This window comes from Pyrinomonas methylaliphatogenes, from assembly GCF_000820845.2.
GTDB lineage: Bacteria > Acidobacteriota > Blastocatellia > Pyrinomonadales > Pyrinomonadaceae > Pyrinomonas > Pyrinomonas methylaliphatogenes.
In genome coordinates, this window is the sequence record NZ_CBXV010000007.1 from 91,530 (window position 1) to 107,811 (window position 16,282).

The 16,282-nt window shown below is 57.2% G+C and carries 12 protein-coding genes; 6 read left to right on the plus strand and 6 right to left on the minus strand.

What is annotated here, in order from left to right; all coding sequences use genetic code 11:
• Positions 1–876: 876 nt before the first annotated feature.
• Entirely contained in the window at positions 877–1,155 is a 279-nt protein-coding gene (locus PYK22_RS17760) for a hypothetical protein (protein ID WP_162199834.1), read from the minus strand.
• Positions 1,156–1,651: 496 nt separating this feature from the next.
• Here PYK22_RS17760 and PYK22_RS10010 point away from each other — a divergent pair, with 496 nt between their 5' ends.
• Both PYK22_RS10010 and PYK22_RS17600 read left to right on the plus strand, forming a co-directional pair.
• On the plus strand, positions 1,652–2,275 hold the full coding sequence (locus PYK22_RS10010) for a sigma-70 family RNA polymerase sigma factor (RefSeq protein ID WP_162199835.1): 624 nt from the start codon (positions 1,652–1,654) through the stop codon (positions 2,273–2,275).
• Positions 2,276–2,739: 464 nt separating this feature from the next.
• The gene (locus PYK22_RS17600; RefSeq protein WP_157770813.1) at positions 2,740–2,886 is read left to right on the plus strand and encodes a cytochrome ubiquinol oxidase subunit I; all 147 of its coding nucleotides are present in this window, start codon (positions 2,740–2,742) and stop codon (positions 2,884–2,886) included.
• A 1,090-nt stretch (positions 2,887–3,976) separates the two neighbouring features.
• Here PYK22_RS17600 and PYK22_RS17605 read toward each other — a convergent pair.
• Positions 3,977–4,477 (minus strand): hypothetical protein, encoded by a 501-nt coding sequence (locus PYK22_RS17605; protein WP_157770814.1) that lies wholly within the window; start codon positions 4,475–4,477, stop codon positions 3,977–3,979.
• 493 nt (positions 4,478–4,970) lie between these two features.
• Here PYK22_RS17605 and PYK22_RS10020 point away from each other — a divergent pair, with 493 nt between their 5' ends.
• The 3 genes from PYK22_RS10020 to mgtA all read left to right on the plus strand — a co-directional run bounded on the left by PYK22_RS10020 (position 4,971) and on the right by mgtA (position 10,181).
• The gene (locus PYK22_RS10020) at positions 4,971–6,347 is read left to right on the plus strand and encodes a cytochrome ubiquinol oxidase subunit I (RefSeq protein ID WP_041976826.1); all 1,377 of its coding nucleotides are present in this window, start codon (positions 4,971–4,973) and stop codon (positions 6,345–6,347) included.
• Positions 6,348–6,393: 46 nt separating this feature from the next.
• Positions 6,394–7,437 (plus strand): cytochrome d ubiquinol oxidase subunit II, encoded by a 1,044-nt coding sequence (gene cydB, locus PYK22_RS10025; RefSeq protein WP_041976828.1) that lies wholly within the window; start codon positions 6,394–6,396, stop codon positions 7,435–7,437.
• A gap of 242 nt (positions 7,438–7,679) precedes the next feature.
• Positions 7,680–10,181 (plus strand): magnesium-translocating P-type ATPase, encoded by a 2,502-nt coding sequence (gene mgtA / locus PYK22_RS10030; RefSeq protein ID WP_041976830.1) that lies wholly within the window; start codon positions 7,680–7,682, stop codon positions 10,179–10,181.
• A gap of 42 nt (positions 10,182–10,223) precedes the next feature.
• Here the strand turns inward: mgtA and PYK22_RS10035 are convergent, their stop codons facing one another.
• The 4 genes from PYK22_RS10035 to PYK22_RS10050 all read right to left on the minus strand — a co-directional run bounded on the left by PYK22_RS10035 (position 10,224) and on the right by PYK22_RS10050 (position 15,111).
• Positions 10,224–10,694 (minus strand): universal stress protein, encoded by a 471-nt coding sequence (locus tag PYK22_RS10035; protein ID WP_041976832.1) that lies wholly within the window; start codon positions 10,692–10,694, stop codon positions 10,224–10,226.
• Between the two features lie 194 nt (positions 10,695–10,888).
• Entirely contained in the window at positions 10,889–12,808 is a 1,920-nt protein-coding gene (locus PYK22_RS10040; protein WP_060635547.1) for a PAS domain-containing hybrid sensor histidine kinase/response regulator, read from the minus strand.
• Between the two features lie 36 nt (positions 12,809–12,844).
• A complete protein-coding gene (locus PYK22_RS10045; RefSeq protein WP_041977272.1) occupies positions 12,845–14,263 on the minus strand; it encodes a sigma-54-dependent transcriptional regulator in 1,419 nt (472 codons plus the stop codon).
• 176 nt (positions 14,264–14,439) lie between these two features.
• Positions 14,440–15,111, minus strand: a complete 672-nt coding sequence (locus tag PYK22_RS10050) for a 2OG-Fe(II) oxygenase (RefSeq protein WP_041976834.1) — start codon at positions 15,109–15,111, stop codon at positions 14,440–14,442.
• A gap of 123 nt (positions 15,112–15,234) precedes the next feature.
• On the opposite strand from PYK22_RS10050, the gene tilS reads away from it, so the two are divergent.
• Positions 15,235–16,275 carry a tRNA lysidine(34) synthetase TilS gene (gene tilS, locus PYK22_RS10055; protein WP_041976836.1) on the plus strand — a complete coding sequence of 347 codons (1,041 nt, stop codon included), beginning with the start codon at positions 15,235–15,237 and terminating at the stop codon, positions 16,273–16,275.
• Positions 16,276–16,282: the final 7 nt, after the last annotated feature.

The following is a 16,282-nucleotide window of genomic DNA, read 5'->3' on the forward strand; positions in this document are numbered from 1 at the left end:
CAAAATCGGCGCAAACATCGGCGACGTGTTCCGCGCAAGGCTCTTTTCCAGCACCGCGGCGGCAAGCCTGACGTCCGTCTCGGCCAAACGGTAGGCCGTGAAGGCCAATCGCTTGGTTTGCGGATCGGTCCCCATTACCCGCGCGAAATCCGAATCGGCTTCATCCTCTTTCGCTGTCTTCTTCAAAAGCTGATCCGCTAGCGCTCGGTCCCTGGGAAAAAGGTAGCGGAGGATGATCGTTCTGGCCTCTTCTTTATCGAAGTCCTTGTCGGTTTGACTCTCTACCTTATCCCACAGGTCGACGAAAACGGCGCGCGATCTTTCCGCCGATTCAGTCCAGAGCAACGACGCGGCTTTAGCTTTGACCCGCACGACATCGAGCGGATTCTCTAATCTATCAGCAGCGTTTTGTACCGCTTCGACTTCTTGCATCGCACGTCGGTATTTGAGCCATGCCTTTCTCACCGTTTGCCTTCCCGTTGCGTTAGTCATAAGCACCGTCGCTGCTATGATGATAGAGCAAATCACGTGCTTCATAGTTCTCCTAATTTTACAGCGCCTGCTGAATCGGTGTTTGTTGACGAATGTTCGTCTCATCTAACGGCGAAAATTTTATCGCTTGGCGCTCTGTGTAAGGGAACCGCTTCAGCCGAGCGATCTCACGTCCCCTCGAAGAATTTATGGCAAGATGACTCCAGGGCCCTTCTCTCCGGAATCTTGGATGTAACCACACTCAAACGCGCAACCAATGACCACGACGACGCCAGTCCCGATGCAACTGGCGCATGTTCCCCAATCACCATTTGCGCAAGAATCTACGCAATGTAGGAGTAAATCAGGTGAAACGTTTCTGGCTAGGCATCCTTTAAAACACTCTCAGTCGCCAGCTTCCTGTGCAGGCGAGCAAAAGCATGCTCTATTTACGCGTGTACTTGTAGTTTTTGCGCTGTTTCCTTCCTTGGAGAATGATTTGGTTCTTCCCTTTAGGTCGATCATCCGTGAACTAGGCTTTCCGCCCGTTCCCTTAAAGCGAGCCGCCTCTACGTTCGACTTGAAGAGGAGCTTGGTCTCCGACGAAGCAGCTTGAGCGGTGATTGAGCCGCCAGAGAAAATCGCCAACAACAAAATGATTCCAAGTGAATATGTGTTGCTCATAATTTTCCTGCCTCTCTCAACTCAGTCATAAGGGGCTGAATTGGCGTTTTCCAGACTCGACCTTCGTTCTTTTATTGCCTTCTGAATTATGGAAACGAACAAGCTGGGAGAATCTTAACGCCCGTCGGCGGAGAATCTTCAATTGGCGCCACCCTAGAGCGAAATACTCCTCTCAAGACATCTCCTCACAAAACTTTAGCAGCTCTAATGAAAGCCGGAGAGGCATCGCCCTAAGGCAGATGTCAATATTGACAGATAGAATGGAGGAAGTAATATGTGTTCGTGTTGCCTGATTTGTCGGGCGAATCGGTTGAAGCCGACTAGAAGCTATCTCATTTACGGCATGATTCTTCCTCAGCTTTTGCCGCTTTTGAGATAACTTCTAGCGCAACCTCACTTGATGATCTAGTCATCGTCTCTTTGCCTCTTAGCCCCGGAGACAGGCAAGGAGCGAAGCTTCGCACGGCGAGTGGCCGTGAGCGCCGCGAGGTTCGCGATGGGGCGGAAGAGGCAGGTGGTTGATTCTTGCGCGTCTTTGCCGACAGGGGATCTCGATCCATCCGTCTGGCAAGCTGTCCTGCAACAGATCGAACGTGCGGCCAAGCGCAATTACCCGCACTTCTACGGAAGAAGGGCGAGCGCTGACGAGTTGCACGACATCTGCTACGACATCTTGTTGCGACTCATCAGCAGCAGGATCTTTTTGCGACTTGCCAATGGCGAGCTGCGTGACGGAGCGGAAGCCAAGCTGAGAGCTTTTATCCGTAAAACCACGAGGAACTACCTTTTAGATCGCGTGCGCAAGATGCGCGAGAGAATTCCAATCACCGCCGACTTGAGGGTGGTCTTCCCCCAGGACTACGAGCGCGAGATTCTCGAAGAAGAGATCCGCCGGGCGGCTTGTCGGCTCGGACCGCGAGAGAGGATGTTGTTCGAGCTTCTGCTTGAGGAAGGGCTAGAGATTGAAGCCATTGCCTGCAGGTTGAATCTGAAGATTGAGTCTGTTTATGTGCTTAAGCACCGAATTCTCAAAAGACTACGAGAGATGATCGCCACGGATGAGCCGCTCGATCTACACGATGCCAGCCATGCCCGGTCTGCTAAAAACTCCGCGAGATGATCGCAATTGATGGACCGAGTTTGCGCGGTGTTCGGCGAACGAGTATCGAAGACGGGCGAATTGAGAGATGATCGGTATGGTATGGACCGAGCTGGCGGTGAGCGAGTCGGGGAGCGCAAAATCACCCATCAGCGATGCGTAAATTCGCGCACAGTCAATCGACCTAGTGCCTCGCAGCTGGGGCAAAAATGCAGCTTCACGGGCTGGCATGACCTTTGCTGATTTGTGCCTGCGGACGGTGGCCACATTGTGGGATAATCCGTAAGGTCGGCCGAGCCTATCTTGCTGTTGTCGCGCGACATGGGGAGCGTCGGATGGTGAGATCTGTAAGACCTCTCGAGGGCAAAATAGGACTCGCGGCGTTGCGGACCCGCAGCTACGCCGAACAAGCTGTCTATGAACGCAGAATAGAAGGTGCAGCGTTCCGAGAAGTTGAAAGTTCGGCGAGAAGGAGGGCGTGAGGATTGGACGCAGAGGTGATTCACCGTTTGCATTTCGCTTTCACCGTCACGTATCACTATCTCTTTCCACAGTTGACGATGGGGCTGGCGCCGCTGATCGTCATCTTCAAATCGCTCGCCTTGTGGCGCGACGGCCAACCTTCGTCATAAGGTTGTCACGTGACGTCCCCCTCGAATCGAGTCAAGCTTCTCTGGCGATTCAAGCCGCCAAAAATTCAGATTCGTAGACCATGCGCCAATCCAACCGGATCGACACGACAAGGGGACTGAGTTAGCCTGAACTGATGCCTCTTAAGAGGGAAAGCACTCTGCGGATCCTTGGGTCCGTTTAAGTTTCCCTCGCTTAAAGGGGGAGCGTGCCTCACGAGAAGTGCGGAGAGATCACCAGCTTCCGCGAATGATGTTAACAGCGGTTGTCTTCCTGTTCGGTGTGCACAGATCTCATTGATCACTTGAAGCGAGCTGCCGCATGCTTCGTCAGAAACGTCTGCCATTTTAGCTCTCCCCTCAGTCTTTACAAGGCTCGCCCAGCCGCTTGCTAGCGAATAAGTGTGTGTATGAGAATCGCTATCACGACTATCACTGCAATTGTCGACGCCCATTGAATGAAATTAAGAGGATGACCGCCGAGTCGCAGCATCAAGTACTTTGCGATGGGATAGAGAACCAGCCAAGCTATCACTAATCCAACGCCAACCGATGCGAACTGAGACAGTCCAAGCCGCTTGCCAACGACGATGCCGCAAAACTCGGCGAGAATAGCCGAGACCAACGATAGAAAGCCTATCGGCGCGAACCTTGACATGTTTGCTTAGGTCAGGATCGTCTGGCTTCTCTGAACTATTGGGACCAATCTTGACATGCCGCTTAGTCCCATAGAGTTCCATATGAACAACCTACGGCGCTTCCAATACAACCTATCCCACTGCCTGTTATCGCGCATGGGGCGAAAGCTATCTCAGCATTCCACCAGTTGAGCGCACCGCAGGTTATAATTGAGCCTAAAATCGCGCCGCCGCACCACGCCGCACTGCATTTGAACCAAGCACGCCAGCCACCGCGCCATCTTATTTTAACGAATTTTGCGCCACCAGAACGTGTACCTATTGCCTTGCTGAGGTATTGTTCCGCTAGTGGGGTTCCAATGTCGACGTTTGTGTACATGCCGGGTTCATCCAGTGGCTCCAAAGGTACGCCATTGCGGAAAGGCAATTCGTAAACTACCTCCCATTGATAAACATTATGGTCGGGCATGACTATAAACAATATTGGCAACGTATTGATCGACCAAGTTGCCGTAGTCATCGTAAAGATTGCCGATAGCAGTGCCATGCCATTCATACTCTAGGCTAAGAGTAGGGACCCATATCAACTCAATATATGAGCCACCCGTATTGTCCTGAGAGAATTTAATCCTTTGAAAACTTCCGCAGTCCCGGCACCCCATAGCAAGAGCCATCCTTTTTGATCTAGGGTATAGACCTGACAACATTGAAGACTCTTCAACTTTAGGTCTGCGACCCTTGTTTTCGAAGACTTTAAGGGCTGCGCGAACGTCTTTACTTTGTTCCTTCAGGAGCCTCACACGTGCTGCAACCTCCGGCCCACTTGCAGCCTTAAAAGCTCTATCTTTGAGTTGGTTATTATCGATTATCTTGCCGGTAGCTACCTTGGAATGGGCTAACGACAACGTCGTTAGCGAAAGAACCAGCGCTAGAAACGAATTGATTCTTTTATTCATCCTTTACCTTTCCTCCTGCCTAGTTCTTTGCCTCGCATATTATTAAGTACGAACGAGACCGGAAAATCTTAATCTCCATCGGCGGGGAGAATTCTTCGTCAATGTCAAATCAATATTCAGGCGAAGGATGCATCTCTAAACGTTGATTCCGGTTGACTCTGTATAAACTTCTGTAAAAAGCGGAAAATCACATGAGACGACGCCAACAATTGTTGCTGACAGGTTGACAACAGGTGGGTGAAGGGGTAGCGCTGACAATGATCGAGCAAGAGCGCGCAAAATCACCCGTCAGCGATGCGTGAATTCGCGCACAGTCAATCGACCTAGTGCCTCGCAACTAGGGTAAAATGGAGGTTCGTGGGGTGGCATGGTCTTTGCCAGTTCGTGTTTGCGGACAGGCGTCGTAAGATAATCCGAGAACACATCAGAGGACAGAGGAGAACGCGCGGCGTTCCGAGAAGTTGAAAGTTCGGCGAGAAGGAGGGCGTGAGGATTGGACGCAGAGGTGATTCACCGTTTGCATTTCGCTTTCACCGTCACGTATCACTATCTCTTTCCGCAGTTGACGATGGGGCTGGCGCCGCTGATCGTCATCTTCAAATCGCTCGCCTTGTGGCGCGGCGATGAGCGATACAATCATGCCGCTCGGTTCTGGATGCGCATCTTCGCCATCAACTTTCTGTTCGGCGTGATCACCGGCATCCCGATGGAGTTTCAGTTCGGGACGAACTGGGCCAAATTCGCCCACTACTCTGGCGGCGTGATCGCCACAACGCTCGCCATGGAGGGCGTCTTCGCCTTCTTCCTCGAATCCTCTTTTCTCGGCCTCTTCCTTTTCGGCGAGCGGCGTCTCGGCCCGCGCTGGCACTGGGTCGCGGCCTTCATGGTCTTCCTCGGTTCGTGGTTGTCCGGTTATTTCATCATCGTCACGAACGCGTGGATGCAGCATCCGGTCGGATACGAGATCGGTCCAGACGGCGTGGCGCGATTGAAGAGTTTCTGGGCACTTCTGACCAATCCGTGGGCGTTCTGGCAATATCTTCATAACATGAACGGCGCGGTGATCACCGCCGCTTTCGTCATGGCGGCGGTGGGAGCTTTCTATCTGCTTGCGCGCAAGCAAGAGGAGTATGGGCGCCTGTTTCTGAAAGCAGGCGTGGTGACGGCGCTCGTCTGCTCCATGTTGCAGCTTTATCCGCTCGGCGACGCGCAAGGGCGAATGGTGGCGCGTCATCAACCGGTGACGCTGGCGGCGATGGAAGGGGTGTTTCGCACGGAAGCAGGTGCGCCCATCGTCATCATCGGGCAGCCGGATGTCGAAAAGCAGCGGCTCGATAATCCGATCACCGTGCCGAAGATGCTGAGCTTTCTCACCTATCGGCGGTGGGAAGCTGAAGTCAAAGGTCTCGATGCTTTCCCACGCGACCAGTGGCCTGACAACATCCCGCTTCTCTACTACAGCTATCACATCATGGTCGGGCTGGGAACGATCTTCATCGCGATCGCGGTGGTAGCGGCCTTTCTGCTCTGGCGACGGCGGCTCTACGAAGCGCGCTGGATGCTATGGATCTTGATGTTGAGCTTCCCGTTCCCTTACATCGCCAACACCGCCGGGTGGATGACCGCCGAACTCGGACGGCAGCCGTGGCTCGTTTATGGGTTGATGCGCACGTCCGAGGGTTATTCGCCCACAGTCTCGGCGGGCAACGGGATGTTCACGTTGATCGGTTTCATGGGGATGTACATGGCGCTTGGCATCCTCTTCCTCTTCTTGATCTGGCGCGAGATCGAACACGGGCCGAAGTTCCTCTCCGAAGGGCCGAGCGCGATTCCGCCGAGCGCGAAGATCTTGCCCGAAACGGGCGACTGAGAGAAAGGGTCGTTCGTCACCGAATCGACGGCCAAGGAGAAGCCTGATGGAGACGTTGTGGTTCATCCTCGTCGCGTTGATGTTGATCGCCTACGTCGTGCTCGACGGCTTCGACCTAGGCGCCGGGATCATTCATCTTCTGGTCGCCAAGGACGAAACGGAACGCCGGTTGATTCTGCGCAGCATCGGACCGGTGTGGGATGGGAACGAGGTCTGGCTGATCGCCGCCGGCGGCGCGCTCTATTTCGCTTTTCCGCTTCTTTATGCCTCGAGCTTCAGCGGCTTCTATTTGCCGCTGATGATCGTCCTCTGGCTGCTGATGTTGCGCGGCATCGGAATCGAACTCCGCTCGCATGTCGATAGCCCATTGTGGCGCGAGTTCTTCGATTTCGTCTTCAGCGCGTCGAGCCTGTTGCTCGCGGTCTTCTTTGGCGCGGCGATCGGCAACGTCGTCCGCGGCGTGCCGCTCGATGAGCGAGGGTTCTTCTTCGCGCCTTTGTGGACCGATTTCCGGGTCGGGCCGCAACCCGGCATCCTCGATTGGTACACGGTGCTCACTGGATTGCTCGCCTTCGCCACGCTCGCTGTGCACGGGGCGCACTGGATCGCCTACAAAACCGAAGGGCCGCTCAACGAACGCGCGCGGCGCGCTGCCGCCAGAGGTTGGTATCTGATCGTCGCGCTCACCATCTTGAGCCTCGTCGCGACGCTCAACGTGCGCCCACAGGTTCTCGATAACTTCCGCGCGCACTGGTGGGGCTGGCTGATCCCCTTAGCGGTCGCCGCGTCGCTCGCGGCGATGCCTCTTTTCCAGCGGCGCAGGCGCGACCTGGCTGCGTTTCTCGCGTCGACGCTTTACATCACGGCAATGCTTGGCGGCGCGGCTTTCGCCATGTACCCGTACCTGCTTCCAGCGACCACCGATCCAGCGCGCAGCTTGACGATCTTCAACGCGCAGAGCGGGCCGTACAGTCTGCGCGTCGGGTTCATCTGGTGGCTCATTGGAATGGCGCTCGCCGTCGGCTATTTCGTCTTCCTCTATCGCTTCTTCCGCGGCAAAGTCTCGCTCGAAGAACGAGAGGGGTATTGAAGCTCCCGAGCGCATCCGCTTTTGAAAGAGTTCGGTCGAAATCGTGTGAATTGGGCGGTAAACTGAGGTAGCTTCTAATCGCTCAGGAAGGGCGGTGCGTTTATGTCTGCCGATCCGGCTCGCGGGTCGAAGTGCTGAAGTGCTGGAGAAAGTCAGATCTATCTGGGCGATCCAGTGTTCGGTGGGATGATGCTCAGTTAGCGAGTTGGGAGCCGGATCTTTGACCGGCCTTCGACGTTGCGATGAAGGAACGATCTTCTCCGACGGACGGGCTCGCGAACGACGAGGCGAAGCGCCGACTCGCGCAGTTCGGTCCGAACGAACTCGCTGCGCCATCTTCATGGCAGCCGCTGTGGCAGTTTCTCTCCTTTTTCGCCAATCCGCTCGTTCTGATTCTGCTCGCTGCCAGCCTCATTTCGACTGCCCTCGGCGAGGCGACCGAGGCTGTGATCATCATTGCGATCGTCTTGGTGAGCGCGACGCTCGACTTCTTCCAGGTCTTCCGCTCGAACCGCGCGGCGGAAAGGTTGCGCCACGAAGTCGCCCCGCGAGCCAAGGTTCGACGCGACGGTGAGTGGCGCGAGATCCCGCGGCGTGAAGTCGTTCCGGGCGATGTCATACGATTGACGGCTGGCGATCTCGTCCCAGCCGATGCGTTGCTTTTCGAAGCCAAGGATCTGCACGTGCAGCAAGCGGCGCTCACCGGCGAGTCGCTTCCCGTCGAGAAAGAGGCTGCGCCAGTCGAATCGCTTCGCGACATCAAGTTAGGCGAAGTCATGCTTGACCAAGAGATGGCGCGTCATGTGGTCTTCCTCGGCACTTCGATCGTCAGCGGCACGGGCATGGCGCTGGTCATCGCCACCGGTGCGCGCACGGCCTTCGGCAACATCGCGACGCAGCTTGCAAGGCGACACCCGGAGACGGAGTTCGAGCGAGGCATCAGGCGATTCAGCATGCTGATCATGCGGACGGTCATCTTCCTCGTCCTCTTCGTCTTTCTCTCCAGCGTCATCTTGCAACGCAACACGCTCGAAGCCTTCCTCTTCGCCGTCGCCTTGGCCGTCGGATTGACGCCGGAGTTCCTTCCGATGATCGTGACGGTGACGCTCACGCAAGGGGCGTTGCAGATGGCGCGGCGGAAGGTCATCGTTCGTCGTTTGGAAGCGATCCAGAATTTCGGCAGCATCGACATCTTATGCAGCGACAAGACGGGGACGCTCACGCGCGGCGAGATGCGTCTTGTGATGTGCGTCTCGGTTTCAGGGGAGCCCGACGCTAGGATCTTGGAACTGGCCTACCTCAATAGCTTCCATGAAACTGGCATCAACTCGCCGCTCGATCAAGCGATCCTGCAGCATGACAAATTCGATGCGGAATCGTGGCGCAAGCTCGATGAGATACCTTTTGACTTCGAGCGACGCCGCGTATCGGTCGTCGTCCAGCGCGATGGTGAACGGTTGCTCATCACGAAGGGCGCGCCGGAGAGCGTTTGCGAAGTCTGCGCTAATTACGCGGAGGGGGGCGCGATTCATCCTCTCGATACACGCGAGGCGCGCGCGCTTTGTGCCCGATCGCACCAGACTTTGAGCGCGCAAGGTTATCGCGTGCTGGCCGTCGCCTACAAGCGCGTCGGGCCGCAAGACGCTTATCGTGCCTCGGACGAGAGCGATTTGACGCTCGCCGGATTCATCGCTTTCTCCGATCCGCCGCTCGAAGATGCGGCCCAAGCTCTGCAAGCGTTGAAACGAGACGGCGTGCGCGTGAAGATCTTGACGGGAGACAACGAGCTTGTCGCACGCCACGTCTGTCAACAGGTCGGGTTGAACGTCGGGCGAGTCTTGCTCGGGCCGGAGTTGGATCGAATCACCGACGCTGCGCTGGCTCAGCTCGCCGAGCAAGTAGATCTGTTCGCCCGCGTCACGCCCGCGCAAAAGAACCGGGTGATAATGGCGCTCAAAGCCAAAGGGCACGTCGTCGGCTTTTTGGGAGACGGCATCAACGATGCGCCATCGCTCCATGCGGCCGATGTCGGGATCTCGGTCGCCAATGCGACCGATGTGGCGAAAGAGTCGGCAGACATCATCCTGCTTGAACGAGGACTGAAGGTGCTGCATGATGGCCTCATCGAGGGGCGCAAAAGCTTCGGCAACGTGATGAAGTACCTGCTGATGGGCACGAGCTCGAATTTCGGCAACGTGCTCAGCATGGCTGCCGCTTCCGTTTTGCTCCCTTTCTTGCCGATGCTGCCCGTCCAGATCCTTTTGAACAACTTCCTCTACGATCTGGCACAGATCACGATCCCGACCGACAACGTCGACGCGACCTTCATCCGCAAACCGCGCCGTTGGGAGATCGGCTTGATCCGCGACTTCATGCTCTATGTTGGTCCGATCAGTTCCATCTTCGACTTCTTAACCTTCTTCGCCTTGTTAAAGCTCTTTCACGCTTCGGAAGCGGAATTTCATACCGGCTGGTTCATCGAATCGCTCGCGACGCAAACGCTGGTCATCTTCATCATTCGCACGGCGGGCAATCCGTTGCGCAGTAGACCGAGCAACGCGCTCGCGTTGACGACTGTAACGATTGTCCTCTTCAGTTTGCTCCTACCTGTGACCCCGCTCGCCCGCTTCTTCGCCTTTACGCCCGTACCAGCAGCTTTCTACCTCTTCTTGTTTCTTGTAACGGTGAGTTATCTGCTTGCCGTCGAGTTCGTCAAAAGACGGTTGATGCGGACGGCTCTTTAGGAGCCCGTGCGGTCGAGCGGGCCTAAGGCGATTCCGGGCCGGTCACCGCTGCGCCGTTTTATATTCCGGTTTGCGCACGATCTCGACCGAGCATGGCGCATGCGTTGCCACGGCTTGCGAGACGGAACCTAAAAGGAACCTTTCAAGTCTGCCGCGCCCATGCGAGCCGAGGATGATCAAGTCGGCTTTGAAGGCTTCAGCCTCATCGAGGATCGCTCTCTTCGGGACGCCTTTGAGCACCTTTGTCGTGACCTTATGCTTGTGGCTCTCCGGTCCATTGTGAAGCTTGGTGGCGGCTTCTTCGACGATCCGGCGCGCGCGCTCACGCTCCGCCTTCTCGATCATCTCGTAATCGACTTCGACCGCCAACCAAGGTTCGGCTAACATCGCGTAAGGTGATTCATAGGCGGAGACGACTTCGATCTCGCTCCCTTCAGGCAGAGGTCGTTGCGCAAGTTCAGCGACGGCTGCATCGCTCGATTCAGATCCATCAACTGCGATCAAGATCCTCATTTCGCTCTCCCCCTTTTTAGTCTTTGCCGATCTTTCAAGCACGTGCCGTGCCGTTACCTGCTTAGTCTTGGGAAACGGTCGGCGGAAGGAAGATCTCATCCACAGAGATGGGGAAATTCGCCACGTGTAAGGGGAATTTCACCAAACGATCTGATCGCCCGCGCTGGCGGAAGCTAGCCGGATCGCTGGGGCTTTCATCTTTTTCCGAGAACCTCGGCCAAAGTGTGCAGAAGAGTCGCTGCCGTGTATGGTTTGGCGAGGAATGCATTCGCGCTCATCCGATCGGTTGAGCCATCGCCAAGCGGAAGCCCACTCGATGCGATGATCTTCGCTTGCGGATCGAGTCTGCGAAGGGCGCGCATGGTCGCCGCCCCGTCCATGAAGGGCATCGCCATATCGGTGATGACCGCGGCGATCTCGTCTCGGTGGGCGGCGTAGAGCGCCACCGCCTCCGCCCCGTCGCTCGCTGCGATGGCGCGATAGCCGAAGGTTTCGAGCGTCTGTTTAGTGATGGCGCGCACGGCCTCTTCATCATCGATGATCAAGATGAGTTCGCCTTGACCGCGTGGGATCTCTTTGGGCGGCGTCTCTTCTTCCATTGGCACCGCAGCTTCGAGCGCAGGCAGGTAAATGGCGAAACTCGCGCCGCGATGAGGTTCGCTCTGCACGGTGATGAAGCCGCCGTGGCTTTTGACGATCGCCAGCGCGGTCGAAAGTCCGAGGCCGGTCCCTTTGCCCGGCTCCTTGGTCGTGTAGAACGGCTCGAAGATCCGCTCCATCACTTCAGGCGTCATCCCCGCCCCCGTGTCGGCGACGGTGATGCGGACGAACCTGCCGGGTTTAGCGTCAAGATTCATCCGCGCATAGTTTTCGTCGAGCGTGACGTTCTCCGCGGTGACGGAGAGCTTGCCGCCCGCGGGCATCGCATCGCGTGCGTTGACCGCGAGGTTCATCAAGACTTGATGGATCTGCGTCACGTCGGCTGAGACGGGCCATAGGTCGTTGGCGACCTCGCATTCGATATTGATCGCCTTCGGAAAAGTGTCGCGGATGATCCCGACGAAATCTTTGATCAAATAACGAAGCTGAACCGGCAGGCGATCCCCCTCTAATCCGCGGGCAAACGAGAGGACCTGTTTGACCATCTGTCGCCCGCGCTCGGCGCTCTGCTGCAGAATGGAGAGCCAATGTTGGCTCGACTCATCCGGCAGCTTCAGCCTAAGCATCTCGATCGCCATCAAAATGGGCGCAAGCACGTTGTTGAGATCATGCGCGATGCCGCTCGCCAGCGTGCCGAGCGATTCCATCCGCTGCGCGCGCAAAAACTGCGCCTCGATCCGCTTCTTTTCGGTGATATCGGTGTTGATGACGAGGATCGAGCGCGGCTGCGCCCTCTCGTCGCGCATCAGCGTCCAACGGCTTGCGATCTCTATCGTTCGACCATCGCGCGTCGTCAGGCGAAATTCGCCCGACCATTCGCCGCGCTCGAGCGTCGCCTTTTCGGCTTGCGCGGCGCGCGAAGCGGCTCCTGCGAAAAGCAGTTCGAGGATGTCGCTGTCTAGCGCCTCTTGCGCCGTCCGGCCAAAGATGCGTTCGGCGGCGCGGTTCCAGTAAGTGATGCGGCGGCTGAGATCGCAGACGAAGATGGCATCCTGCGCCTGATCAAGCAGCGCCGCTTGCTCGCGTATGCGCTCTTCGGCCAGCTTGCGTTCGGTGATATCGTAGCGGATCGAGACGTACTGATAAGGTTTGCCGGCGGCGTTGAGGAAGGGGACGATGGTCGTCGCGACCCAGTAGTGACTTCCGTCCTTGGCGCGATTGCGGATCTCGCCGCGCCAAACGCGCCCGCGTGCGATCGTCCGCCACAATTCGCGGAAGAACTCCTTGGGATGATAGCCGCTGTTGATGATCCGGTGGTCCTGGCCGAGAAGCTCTTCTCTGGAGTACTTCGAGATCTCGCAGAACTTGCTGTTGACGTAAGTGATGCGTCCGCGCTGGTCGGTGATGGCGACGATCGCCGCTTCATCGAGCGCGAATTTGATGTCGGCCAGCTCTTTGAGCGAGCGTTCGAGCGCCGCTTCCACTGTGGATGGGCCGATTTCGCGAATGGTCATCTGCGCTCTCCTCAATCGGCTTGATCGCAAAAAAGATCAAGTGCGCGCTTCCGAAATCCGTGAACGGTGGCTGGCCGCTTCGTCGATCTCGCGCAGTTTCTTCAGGCGGTAGCGCAACTGATCGCGCGAGATGCCGAGCAATTCGGCAGCGCGCGTTTGATTCCCGCCGCTCAACCTGATCGCTTGGCGCACGAGCGAACGTTCGACTTCGTCCAATGAAAGCCCCGATGGCGGGAGCCGAACGATCTCTTCACTGAAAGCGCTGGTCGGCGAACCGTGGCGGAGTTCCGGCGGCAGGTGTTCGCACGTGATCCATTCGCCATCTTCCAAGATCATCGCTCGCTCGATGACGTTGCGTAGTTCACGCACGTTGCCGGGCCAGCCGTAGCGCTTGAAGGCCTCTTTCGCTTCTTCCGTGAGCCCACGCACGCGCACGCTTCGCCGCATGGTCCGGTTGAAGGAGTCGATGTAGTGGTCGGCGAGCAAGAAGAGATCATCGCCGCGTTCGCGCAGCGGCGGCAAGTCGATGCGGATCACGGCCAAGCGATAGTAGAGGTCGAGCCTGAAGCGACCCGCCTCGGTCTCCGCGCGAAGATCGCGGTTCGATGCGGCGATGATGCGCACATCGACCTCAACTTCGCGCAGCGCGCCGATGCGACGCACACGGCCTTCTTCGAGCACGCGCAGCAGTTTAGCTTGCAGGCTGAGGTCGAGTTCGCCGATCTCGTCGAGAAAGAGCGTGCCACCCGAAGCCTGTTCGATCAACCCTTCCTTGCGCTGCTTGGCGTCGGTGAAGGCTCCCTTCTCGTGACCGAACAGCTCAGCTTCGATCAGGTTTTCGGGCAACGCGGCGCAGTTGATCGCGACGAAAGGGCCTTCGGCGCGGTTTGAACCGTAGTGGATGGCTTTGGCCAAAAGATCCTTGCCTGTGCCAGATTCGCCCTGCAGCAACACGGAGGTCGCTTCCGCGCTGGCTACTTTGCGCGCAAGCGCGAGCGTTTCCTGCATCGCACGAGATCTGCCGATGATCCGATCGAAGCCAAACGCGCGCGCCCGTTCGCGTCTAACGCGCCCCATTTCGCGGCGGAGTCGCCGCACCTCGAAGCAGTTTTGGAGCGTGACGCGCAGCTCTTCGAGGTTGATCGGCTTGCCGATGAAGTCATATGCGCCGCCGCGTAACGCTGCCACGACGTTCGGGACGTTGACGTTACCTGTGACGATGATGACGATCGTATCAAACTGCCGATCTTTGACCTCGTGCAGGATGTCGAGCCCGGACCCATCTGGCAGCTCTATGTCGAGAAGGATAGCCGCTGGCTGTTCGCAAGCTAAAAGGCGCCGCGCTTCTTCGATGGATGCTGCTTCCAGCGGTTGATACTGCCAGCCTTGCAGAATCTCGCGCAGCGACCACCGGATCGCCGGATCGTCATCGATGATCAGGACCTTCTCTCGCACTTGGTTCAAATGATGCCTCGATCGGGATCTCGCCAGATGAGTCCGCCAAAGGCGCGCTCGCCGGGCCGTGAAAGTCACGAATGATATTCAACGCTGCGCCGCGATGGCGGTCAAGTCAAAGCGTGCGCCCGCTCTGAGATGAGAGCTTGACCGGCGGCTTGAGATCGCCGAAGCCCTTATCCGAATGGCGGCGAGGGGGAGCGATCGCGGAGAGGATCTTCGAGCGGCATGACGAGCGGGCGGCGTTTGAACCAACCGGTCACGCTGAAGCGCTCGCGTTGGGATGGTAAGACCTCGTGATAGATCGAATCGCTACGGAAAATGACACAAGTGCCGGCGCGCGGTTGAATGTCGATAAAGTTCCCGTCCGTGTATAGCCTCAAAGCCCCACCATATTCTTCGCGCCAGTCGCGATTCAAATAGAGAACACAGGAGATGATCCGATCCGAAGATGAGGAGAATTGATCCAAATGTTTTCGGTAGAAAGCGCCCGGTGGATATACGGCGAAATGGGCTTCGAAAGATACCAGACCCGCGAAAAACGCTCGGTTGATCTCACGGCGCAGCGTTTCGATGCGCTGCCAATACACTTTTTGCGCTCTCGTGGGTGCGTTTTCATCTAACCACAGGATGTGGTCGCTGCGAATGTCCGGGCGGATTTGGAATCGCTCTGCGCGCCCGATGCCGGCTCGCTTGAACGCGCCTGCTTCCCAGAGCCGTTGCGCTTCCGCAGCGAGCTCTGCGATCTCTTCCTCGGCGAGGAAATCTCGGATTAAGGTCCAGCCCTGTTCGGCTAACTGATCGATGGCTGTTGATTCAAGGATGAGCGCTGCCCCATCCGATGTCATAATTGAGACCTCCGCAATTACGCCACGGGATGAGTTCAGCTTTGTAGTAGTGCTACTTTAGCATGAATGGCTGGATGCGATGAAATCGCTTCGGTCGGATGACGCGCGTAAAGGTGCAGTGTGATGGGAAGAGGAGAGAGGCTTAGCGAATTCGCGCGGGCGTTGGAGAGGGAGTTGCGGCGCTTGGAGCTTAAGGCGCAACGTGCCATCGTCGCCGTCTCTGGCGGCAGCGATTCGGTGGCGCTGCTGCTTGGGCTCGACGAGTTAGCGAAGAGCGGGAGGTTGGGCTTTGAATTGATCGTCGCGCACTTGGATCACAGCCTGCGCCCCGAAAGCGGGCAGGAAGCTTCGCGTGTTGCCGCGTTGGCGACTGAACTCGGATACGAGTGTGAGATAGAACGCATCGCCGTCGCACAGGTCGCCGCCGAGATCAAAGATAATGTGGAGCAGGTCGCAAGGCGGTTGCGTTACGAATTCTTGTCGAAGGCAGCGCGTAAGCACATGGCCGAACTGATCATCGTCGCACACACGATGGATGATCAGGCGGAGACGGTTTTGCTGCGCTTGATCCGCGGAAGCGGCGCCGAAGGTTTGAGCGGAATGGCGCGAACGCGCGCGCTTGGGCCGGGCCTTTGGCTCGTGCGTCCCCTGCTCGGTTGGGCGCGAAAACGCGATACGGAAGCTTACTGTCGCGCGCGCCGTGTCGAGTTCGTCGTCGATGCTTGGAACGAAGATGAGCGCTTTGCGCGCGTGCGCGTGAGACGACAGTTGATCCCTTTGCTTGAGACCTTTAACCCGAAGATAGTCGAAACGCTTTCGCGCACCGCGGATCTTCTGCGTGAAGATGACGCGGCGTTGGATGAGGAGGCCGAACGATGGCTTAAACGGGCTGGCTGCGAGGATCAAACTGTGGCTCTTCGCGTCGAGATCGTTAAAGAAGCCCCTGCTGCTATTCGTCGGCGCGTATTGCGTCGTTGGATCGAGATCAATCGAGGCCATCTGCGCCGCATCGAACTCGTGCACATCGAAGCGGTGGAGAAACTCTTGGAAGGGGAGCGCGGAGGACGGGTCGCCGAATTGCCTGGCGGAGCAGAGATCGAACGTCGCCGTGGGCTTCTTTATTTCAGGCAAAAAGAGGTTGAAAAAGGCGCGATGGAAATCTAGAATCGAA

Excerpts from the sequence above, each read along its gene's own strand:
- PYK22_RS17760 (WP_162199834.1), bottom strand. The coding sequence starts at position 1,155 with ATGAGCAACACATATTCACTTGGAATCATTTTGTTGTTGGCGATTTTC.
- PYK22_RS10010 (WP_162199835.1), top strand. The coding sequence starts at position 1,652 with ATGGGGCGGAAGAGGCAGGTGGTTGATTCTTGCGCGTCTTTGCCGACA.
- PYK22_RS17605 (WP_157770814.1), bottom strand. The coding sequence starts at position 4,477 with ATGAATAAAAGAATCAATTCGTTTCTAGCGCTGGTTCTTTCGCTAACG.
- cydB (WP_041976828.1), top strand. The coding sequence starts at position 6,394 with ATGGAGACGTTGTGGTTCATCCTCGTCGCGTTGATGTTGATCGCCTAC.
- mgtA (WP_041976830.1), top strand. The coding sequence starts at position 7,680 with ATGAAGGAACGATCTTCTCCGACGGACGGGCTCGCGAACGACGAGGCG.
- PYK22_RS10035 (WP_041976832.1), bottom strand. The coding sequence starts at position 10,694 with ATGAGGATCTTGATCGCAGTTGATGGATCTGAATCGAGCGATGCAGCC.
- PYK22_RS10040 (WP_060635547.1), bottom strand. The coding sequence starts at position 12,808 with ATGACCATTCGCGAAATCGGCCCATCCACAGTGGAAGCGGCGCTCGAA.
- PYK22_RS10050 (WP_041976834.1), bottom strand. The coding sequence starts at position 15,111 with ATGACATCGGATGGGGCAGCGCTCATCCTTGAATCAACAGCCATCGAT.
- tilS (WP_041976836.1), top strand. The coding sequence starts at position 15,235 with ATGGGAAGAGGAGAGAGGCTTAGCGAATTCGCGCGGGCGTTGGAGAGG.